The organism is Streptomyces sp. 150FB (assembly GCF_000818195.1).
Lineage (GTDB): Bacteria > Actinomycetota > Actinomycetes > Streptomycetales > Streptomycetaceae > Streptomyces.
In genome coordinates this window covers 1,845,504-1,853,525 of the sequence record NZ_JTHL01000001.1, presented here as the reverse complement: position 1 = coordinate 1,853,525, position 8,022 = coordinate 1,845,504, and the positions used below count along the sequence as shown (strand labels likewise).

At 74.0% G+C, this 8,022-nt stretch carries 6 protein-coding genes and 2 pseudogenes; 1 reads left to right on the top strand and 7 read right to left on the bottom strand.

Features of this window, described 5'->3' with window-relative positions:
* Positions 1–196, bottom strand: a pseudogene (locus QR77_RS07635) (aminotransferase); the annotation flags it as partial.
* Between the two features lie 300 nt (positions 197–496).
* A pseudogene (locus tag QR77_RS48370) lies at positions 497–901 on the bottom strand (cobalamin biosynthesis protein); the annotation flags it as partial.
* A 21-nt stretch (positions 902–922) separates the two neighbouring features.
* On the opposite strand from QR77_RS48370, the gene QR77_RS07625 reads away from it, so the two are divergent.
* Positions 923–1,669 (top strand): ZIP family metal transporter, encoded by a 747-nt coding sequence (locus QR77_RS07625; RefSeq protein ID WP_040020486.1) that lies wholly within the window; start codon positions 923–925, stop codon positions 1,667–1,669.
* A 54-nt stretch (positions 1,670–1,723) separates the two neighbouring features.
* Here QR77_RS07625 and QR77_RS07620 read toward each other — a convergent pair whose 3' ends face one another.
* The 5 genes from QR77_RS07620 to QR77_RS07600 all read right to left on the bottom strand — a co-directional run.
* On the bottom strand, positions 1,724–3,100 hold the full coding sequence (locus QR77_RS07620) for a cobyrinate a,c-diamide synthase (RefSeq protein WP_040020485.1): 1,377 nt from the start codon (positions 3,098–3,100) through the stop codon (positions 1,724–1,726).
* Positions 3,094–3,693: a cob(I)yrinic acid a,c-diamide adenosyltransferase gene (gene cobO / locus QR77_RS07615; protein WP_040020484.1), complete on the bottom strand. Its 600-nt coding sequence runs from the start codon at positions 3,691–3,693 to the stop codon at positions 3,094–3,096. The genes QR77_RS07620 and cobO overlap by 7 nt, the downstream gene beginning before the upstream one ends.
* Positions 3,693–5,804, bottom strand: a complete 2,112-nt coding sequence (locus tag QR77_RS07610; protein ID WP_040020483.1) for a putative cobaltochelatase — start codon at positions 5,802–5,804, stop codon at positions 3,693–3,695. Before QR77_RS07610 ends, cobO begins: the two co-directional genes overlap by 1 nt.
* 70 nt (positions 5,805–5,874) lie before the next feature.
* On the bottom strand, positions 5,875–7,419 hold the full coding sequence (locus tag QR77_RS07605; RefSeq protein ID WP_040020481.1) for a cobyric acid synthase: 1,545 nt from the start codon (positions 7,417–7,419) through the stop codon (positions 5,875–5,877).
* On the bottom strand, positions 7,416–8,022 hold a 607-nt coding region (locus tag QR77_RS07600; protein WP_040020480.1), incomplete at its 5' end, for a CobD/CbiB family cobalamin biosynthesis protein. The genes QR77_RS07600 and QR77_RS07605, both read right to left, overlap by 4 nt.

The following is an 8,022-nucleotide window of genomic DNA, read 5'->3' as shown; positions in this document are numbered from 1 at the left end:
CGACCGCCGCCCGCGCGGCGCGGCCGTCGGGATAGGCGGCGAGACCGGTCAGCGAATCGGCGATACGGGTGCGCAGCCAGGCCGGGGGAGTGCCCGTGCGGACATTGACCGCGAGATCGATCAACTCCGGCGCGCCGTCGCGCATCTCGGCGTCGCCGTGATGCCGCAGGTCGTGGGCGTCAGCGTCCGCGTACATGGCTGCCACGGTGATCATCGCGGGCCGTTGTCGCGGCTGCCGCCGGCATCGCCGGAGCTGTCGCTCCCCGCGTCGCTCCCCGCGTGGGGTCGGGGTCGTGTTCCACGCCCTCGACGGGCCTGACGACGCGGCTCACTGGGCTCCCTCCGAACGCGTCCGGAGGCCCGGAGCGTCACCGTGCGGCCCACTGTTACCCGTGGGAATCCTGATGTCTACCGTCACTGTCGAGATCATGTCTATCTCTCGCCCCGTCGACTCCTGGCGCGCCGGTCGGTTCCGCGCCCCGTCCGACCCCGCCGCCCTGCGCGCCACGGCGCAGGTGGCCCGCGCCGGGCCGCCGCCCGCCGGGCGCGACTTCCGCTTGGGTACGAGGAGTTCACCGCCGCCCGCGAGCGCTGCGGCCTCGGCGACCGACGGCGTACCCACGGCGCCCAGCGGCGCACCGGACGGATTCGGCACCTCGACCCCGGCGAGCAGCGCGGCCGGATAGGTCCGCAGCGGGACGCCGAGCAGCTCGGCGGCCTTGGTGATTCCCGTCTCATCCGCCTTGCTGTCGACGGTCGCCAACTCGGCGACATCGAGCGCGCGGAGCCCGGCTTCCCGCAGTGCCGCTTGGATCAGGGCGCCCACTTCCGCCGCCGGAACGCCTTTCGCCGCGCCCACGCCCACCACCAGAACCGACCCCGGATGTGCGGAGGGGGGCACTGATGGGCTAAGCAGGGGCCCATGGCGGTCTTTGTCGCGCTCGGCGCGTTCCTCATGACGCTCTTCGGCGGCTGGACGGCGCAACGCGTCACCGACCGCCGCCATCTCGTCCTCGGCCTCGCCGGTGGGCTGATGCTCGGCGTGGTCGGACTCGACCTGCTGCCGGAGGCGGTCTCGGCGGCGGGCGACGAGATCTTCGGCGTACCGCAGGCGCTGCTGCTGTTCGTCGGCGGGTTCCTCGTCGCCCACCTGGTGGAACGGCTGCTCGCCGGCCGCCAGGCCTCCCACGGCGCCGACGAGAACGAGGAGCCGGCCGTGGCGGGCGGGCGCGTGCCCCAGGTGGGCCTGACCGCGGCGGCGGCCATGGTCGGCCACAGCCTGATGGACGGCATCGCGCTCGGCGCCGCCTTCCAGCTCGGCGGCGGGATGGGTACGGCCGTCGCGCTCGCCGTCATCGCCCACGACTTCGCCGACGGTTTCAACACGTACACGATCACCAGCCTGTACGGGAACGACCGCCGCAAGGCCCTCACGATGCTCCTCGCGGACGCCGTCGCGCCCGTCATCGGCGCCGCCTCCACACTGTTCTTCACCCTCCCGGGAGAGCTGCTCGGCAGCTACCTGGGCTTCTTCGGCGGCGCGCTGCTCTACCTCTCGGCGGCCGAGATCCTCCCCGAGGCGCACCACGACCACCCGGCGCGCTCGACGCTGCTGTGCACCGTCCTGGGCGTGGGGTTCATCTGGCTGGTGGTGGGCTTCGCGGGCTGAGCGGAGCCGGGGCGCCGCGCTCACGCCGTACCCACCCTCACGTCGTACACATCTTCACGCCGCGCACCGCTCCACGAACCGTCGCGCCATCGCCGGCGTCGCGGCCCAGTGCGTATGCAGATAGCTCGCGTGCACGCCCCCGCTGACGAAGCCCTCCAACCGCCGCTCGGGACGCACCATCCCCCACGCGGGCTCGGCGCCCGCGCCAGGGTCCAGCACCGTCCGGTGGAACTCGTGCCCGCGTACGCGCGTCCCCGCCGCCGCCAGCGCGCTGTCGCCGACCGCCACCGCCTCGCGGTAGCCCAGCGTCAGCCGCCCCGACATCCGGCCGTGCGCGTCGAGCACGCCGCACATCGGCTTCCCGTCCAGGGAGTGGGCCAGATACAGCAGCCCCGCGCACTCGGCGGCCACCGGCGCGCCGGAGTGCGCGAGCCCGGCCACCGCCTCGCGCAGCAGCGCGTTCGCGGACAGCTCGGGCGCGTACACCTCGGGGAAGCCGCCGCCGACGACCAGCCCGCGTGTCCCCTCCGGCAGCCGCTCGTCCCGCAGCGGATCGAACGGTACGACGTCGGCGCCCGCCGCCGTCAGCAGCTCGGTGTGCTCCGCGTACGAGAAGGTGAACGCGGACCCGCCGGCCACCGCGATCACCGGCCGCCGCCCGCCGGCCAAGGCCGTATCCGCCGTCGCCACCTCCGGTGTCCAGGGCTCCGCCGCCAGCTCGGGCGTGCTCCGCGCGAGCGCCAGCAGCGCCTCCAGGTCGCAGCCCGCCCGTACCCGTTCCGCCAGCTCCCGCATCGCGCCGACCGCGTCGGCGTGCCGCTCGGCGACCGGCACCAGACCGAGGTGGCGCGAGGGCGTACCGACCTGGTCGGTCCTGCGCAGCACGCCCATCACCGGCACGCCCGACCCGTCGAGCGCGTCGCGCAGCAGCCGTTCGTGGCGGTCGGAGGCGACCTTGTTGAGAATGACCCCGCCGATCCGCACCTCCGGGTCCCAGGACGCGAAACCGTGTACCAGCGCCGCCACCGAACGCGACTGCGACGAGGCGTCCACCACCAGTACCACCGGCGCCCGCAGCAGCTTCGACACCTGTGCCGTCGACGCCAGTTCACCCTGGTCCGACGCGCCGTCGTACAACCCCATCACGCCCTCGACGACAGCGAGATCGCACCCGGCGGCGCCGTGCGCGAACAGCGGCCCGATCAGCTCCGTCCCGCACATGTACGCGTCGAGGTTGCGGCCGGGCCGTACGCGCGCCGCCGTCGACACCGCCAGCGCGTGATAGCCCGGATCGATGTAGTCGGGGCCGACCTTGTGCGGGGACACGGCGAGGCCGCGCTCCGAGAAGGCCGCCATCAGCCCGGTGGCGACGGTGGTCTTGCCGCTCCCCGAGGACGGCGCGGCGATGACCAGCCGGGGGATGTTCACCACTCGATGCCTCGCTGGCCCTTCTGGCCCGCGTCCATCGGGTGCTTGACCTTGGTCATCTCTGTCACGAGGTCGGCGAAGTCCAGCAGTTCCTGCGGGGCGTTCCGGCCGGTGATCACCACATGCTGGGTGCCAGGACGGTTCCGCAGCACCTCGATCACCTCGGCGGTGTCCACCCACCCCCAGTGCAGCGGATAGGCGAACTCGTCCAGCACGTACAGCGTGTGGGTCTCGGCCGCCAGATCGCGCTTGACCTGCTCCCAGCCCTCCCGCGCCGCCTCCTCGTTGGAGAGCTGGCTGTCGCGCTGCACCCACGACCAGCCCTCGCCCATCTTGTGCCAGGCGACGCTGCCGCCCTCGCCGCTCGCCCCCAGCACCTTCAGCGCCTGCTCCTCGCCGACCTTCCACTTCGCCGACTTGACGAACTGGAACACCCCGATCGGCCAGCCCTGCGTCCAGGCGCGCAGCGCGAGTCCGAAGGCGGCCGTCGACTTGCCCTTGCCGGTGCCCGTGTGGACGAGCACCAGCGGACGGTTGCGGCGCTGACGGGTGGTGAGACCGTCGTCCGGTACGGATTCCGGCTGTCCCTGCGGCATTACGCGGCCCTCCTGGGTCCGTTGCTCACGTGCTGTACGTCTCTGACCAGGCCGGCGATGCTGTCGGCGCGCAGTTCGTCGAGGGTGACGCAGGTGCCTTCCAGGCCGGCGGCGAGCGCGCCGGCGAGTCCGAGCCGTACCGGGCCCGACTCGCAGTCCACGACGACCGAGGCCGTCCCCCCGGAGGCGAGCAGCCGCGCGGCGCGCGTCGCGAGCGCCACCGGGTCGCCCTCGCTCGCGGCTTTGGCGCCCGTGGCCCGCCCGTCCGTCACGACCACCAGCAGCGGACGGCGCGCCGGGTCCCTCATCCGCTCCACCCGCAGCACGTCATGGGCCTTGAGCAGCCCGGCGGCGAGCGGCGTACGGCCGCCGGTCGGCAGCGATTCGAGACGCGAGGCCGCCGCGTCCACGGAGGAGGTCGGCGGCAGCGCGAGCGCCGCCTCCCTGCCCCGGAAGGTGACCAGGCCGACCTTGTCGCGCCGCTGGTACGCGTCGAGCAGCAGCGAGAGCACCGCTCCCTTCACCGCGCTCATCCGCTGCCTGGCCGCCATCGAACCCGAGGCGTCGACCACGAACAGCACGAGGTTGCCCTCGCGGCCCTCGCGCGTCGCCTGCCGCAGATCGTCGCGGCGGACCACCAGACCGGGGCCGCTGCGGCCACGCGCCCTCTGGTGCGGCGCTGCGGCCTGCACGGTCGCCGCCAGGTGCAGCTTGGTCAGCGCGCCCTTGGGGCGGCGGGAGCCGGTCGTCCTGCCGTGTTCCGTACGGGCCCGGGAGCGGCGCCCGGCCGCGCCCTCGCCCAGACCGGGAACGCTGAGCATCTTCGTACGGAACGGCTCGGCGGACTTCACCGCCGACTGCTCGGCCGCACCCGCGCGTCCCGGCTGTCCTTCGGGCGCGGGGTCGGGCTCCGCGCCAGGATCCGCCGGGGGTCCCGGGTCGGCGGGCCGTGTGTCGTCCTCGCCGGTGGCGGGCTCCTGCGGCGTGCCGGGACCGTCACCGGCGTCGCCGGGCGGCTGTCCGCCTCCGCCGCCCCCGTCGGGGCCGCCGTTGTCGTCGGGACCGTCGGGATCGGGGTCGTCGGGGGCGTCGGAGGCATCGCCCTTGAACTCCTCCAGCGTGTCGTCCAGCTTGTCCTGGTCCAGGCCCGGCGCGTCGAAGGGGTTGCGGCGGCGGCGGTGGGGGAGCGCCAGCAGCGCGGCCTGCCGTACGTCCTCGGCGAGCACGTCCGTACGCCCGGCCCACGCGGCGAGTGCCGTCGCCGTCCGCGCCATCACGATGTCGGCGCGCATGCCGTCCACCTCGAAGGCGGCGCAGGTCGCCGCTATCTGGAGCAGCGCGGCGTCCCCGAGGCGCACGTCGGGGAGCAGGGCCCGCGCGGTGACGATGCGTTCCCGCAGCGCGGACTCCTCGCCGGCCCAGCGGGCGACGAAACCCTCCGGGTCGTCGTCGTGCGCGAGCCGCCGCCGTACGACCTCCACCCGCGACTCCGGCTCGCGCGAGGCGGCCACCTCCACGGTCAGCCCGAAGCGGTCGAGCAACTGCGGGCGCAGCTCGCCCTCCTCGGGGTTCATCGTGCCGACGAGCAGGAACCGCGCCGCGTGCCGTACGGAGACGCCTTCCCGCTCGACGTACGAGGCGCCCATCGCGGCCGCGTCCAGCAGCAAATCGACCAGGTGGTCGTGGAGGAGGTTGACCTCGTCGACGTACAGCACCCCGCGGTGCGCGTCGGCGAGCAGGCCGGGCTCAAAGGCCTTCACGCCCTCGGCCAGCGCCCGTTCGATGTCGAGCGCCCCCACGAGGCGGTCCTCCGAGGCGCCGACGGGCAGTTCGACCATCCGCGCGGGCCGGGAGAGGCCCGGCGCCTTCTCGTGCGGACCGTCGGGGCAGCCGGGGTCGGGCGCCGCGGGGTCGCAACTGAAGCGGCAGCCCGCGACGGTCGCCACCTCGGGCAGCAGCGCCGAGAGCGCCCGTACGGCCGTGCTCTTGGCCGTGCCCTTCTCACCGCGTACGAGGACACCGCCGACGGCGGGACTCACCGCGTTCAGCAGCAGGGCGAGCCGCAGATCGTCCATTCCCACGACGGCGGTGAACGGAAAGGGGGTGCTCATACGCGGAACGCTCCTTCGAGTGGCTCTCGGGTCTCTGCGGTCTCTCGCGGTCTTTGCTGTCTCTCAGGTCTCACGGCGCTCCCGGCGGGACGAAGGGCAGCCCCGCCGGAGCGCCCTCCTCGATCAGCCGCAGCAGCGCGTCCGTGTCGGCGTGCTCCTCGACCAGGTCGCCGAGCAGGTCCAACTGCTCCTCCCGCAGCGCCCCGAAGCTGGTGTCGGGCGCCGGTACGAAACGCCGCCCCGCCGCCCGCGCCACCTCCGTAAGGAAGCGCCGCCGGAAGCCGTCGCTCTCCAGCGCGCCGTGCCAGTGCGTGCCCTGCACCGCGCCCACCCGGCAGCCGTCCAGCGGCCGTCCCTCCGGGTCGCTGACGAACGGCTCGCCGCCCTCCACCGTGGCGACGCCGTGATGGATCTCGTACCCCTCGACGGGCTCACCCAGCGCCACGCCCACCGGCCTGGCCAGCGTCTTCCCGCGCGCGAACCGCACCCGTACGGGCAGCAGCCCGAGCCCCGCCACCGCGCCGGCCCGTGACTCGACCTCGTCGTCGATGTGCTCGCCCAGGATCTGGTAGCCGCCACAGATCCCCAGCACGGGACGGCCCAGCGCGGCCCGCCGCGCGAGCGCCTCGGCGAGCCCGCGCTCCCGCAGCCACGCCAGCGCCCGGACCGTCCCCCGGGTGCCTGGCACCACCACCAGGTCCGCGTCGGCCAGTTCGTCGGGCCGGTCGACGAACCGCACGACGACCCCCGGCTCGGCCGCCAGCGCGTCCACGTCGGTGAAGTTCGACATCAGCGGTACGGCGCACACGGCGACCCGCAGCACCTCGTCGCCGTACGGGGGAGCGACCCGTGACTCGCGCACGGCGCCGTGCGCCGACACCCGCAGCCCGTCCTCTTCGTCGATCCCCAGGCCGTGCCGGAACGGCAGCACCCCGTACGTGCGCCGCCCCGTCAGCCCGCGCAGCATCTCCAACCCCGGCTCCAGCAGCGACACATCGCCCCGGAACTTGTTGACGAGATACCCCGCGACCAGCGACTGGTCCTCGGCGCTCAGCAGCGCCGTCGTCCCGAAGAACGAGGCGAAGACCCCGCCCCTGTCGATGTCACCGACCACCAGCACCGGCAGCCGCGCGGCCCGCGCTATGCCCATGTTGACGATGTCGGTACGGCGCAGATTGATCTCGGCGGGACTGCCCGCCCCCTCGCAGATCACCGCGTCATACGTGCCCCGCAACTCCTCCAGGCAGTCCAGCACGGGCCCCAGCAACGACTTCTGCCGGTCCCCGAAGAACCCCTTGGCGCTCATCTCGCCCACCGGCTGCCCCATCAGCACGACTTGACTGGTGCGGTCGCCACCGGGCTTGAGCAGTACGGGATTCATCAGCGCCGTCGGCTCCACCCGGGCGGCCTGCGCCTGCATCGCCTGCGCGCGGCCGATCTCGGCGCCCTCGCGCGTCACGAACGAGTTCAGCGACATGTTCTGGCCCTTGAAGGGCGCCACCTTCACGCCCCGGCGCACGAGCCAGCGGCAGATCCCCGCTGTGACCACGCTCTTGCCCGCGTCCGACGTGGTCCCCGCGATCAGCAGCCCGCCACCGCGCCCGCTCCGGCTCATGCCCGTCCCCCTGTCCGCGCCGCGCGCAGCGCTCCGTATGCGATACGTCCTCCGGCACAGGCCACCAGGGCCAGCGCGGTCACCCGGCGCGAGAGCCGTACCGCCCGGCCGATGTCGGCGACCTCGACCGGCCGGCCCGCGCCGCCGAGCACCGGGCGGTGCTCGATCCTGCCGCCGTACGAGAGGGTCCCGCCGAGCCGTACGCCGAGCGCGCCGGCGAACGCGGCCTCCACGGGACCGGCGTTGGGGCTGGGGTGGCGGTGCGCGTCGCTGCGTACGGCGCGTACGGCGCCGCGCGTGTCACCGCCGGCCAGTGCGGCCAGTACGGCCGTCAGCCGGGCCCCCGGCCAGCCGGCGACATCGTCGAGGCGGGCCGAGGCCCAGCCGAACTTCCGGTACCGGGGCGACCGGTGACCCACCATCGCGTCCAGCGTGTTCACCGCCCGGAACCCGACCAGCCCCGGCACCCCGGCGATCGCGCCCCACACCAGCGCGCCCACCACGGCGTCGGAGGTGTTCTCGGCGACGGACTCCACGACGGCGCGTGCGATCTGCTGTCCGTCCAGCGCGCTCGGGTCCCGCCCGCACAGATGCGGCAGCCGC

Excerpts from the sequence above, each read along its gene's own strand:
- QR77_RS07625 (WP_040020486.1), top strand. The coding sequence starts at position 923 with ATGGCGGTCTTTGTCGCGCTCGGCGCGTTCCTCATGACGCTCTTCGGC.
- cobO (WP_040020484.1), bottom strand. The coding sequence starts at position 3,693 with ATGCCGCAGGGACAGCCGGAATCCGTACCGGACGACGGTCTCACCACC.
- QR77_RS07610 (WP_040020483.1), bottom strand. The coding sequence starts at position 5,804 with ATGAGCACCCCCTTTCCGTTCACCGCCGTCGTGGGAATGGACGATCTG.
- QR77_RS07605 (WP_040020481.1), bottom strand. The coding sequence starts at position 7,419 with ATGAGCCGGAGCGGGCGCGGTGGCGGGCTGCTGATCGCGGGGACCACG.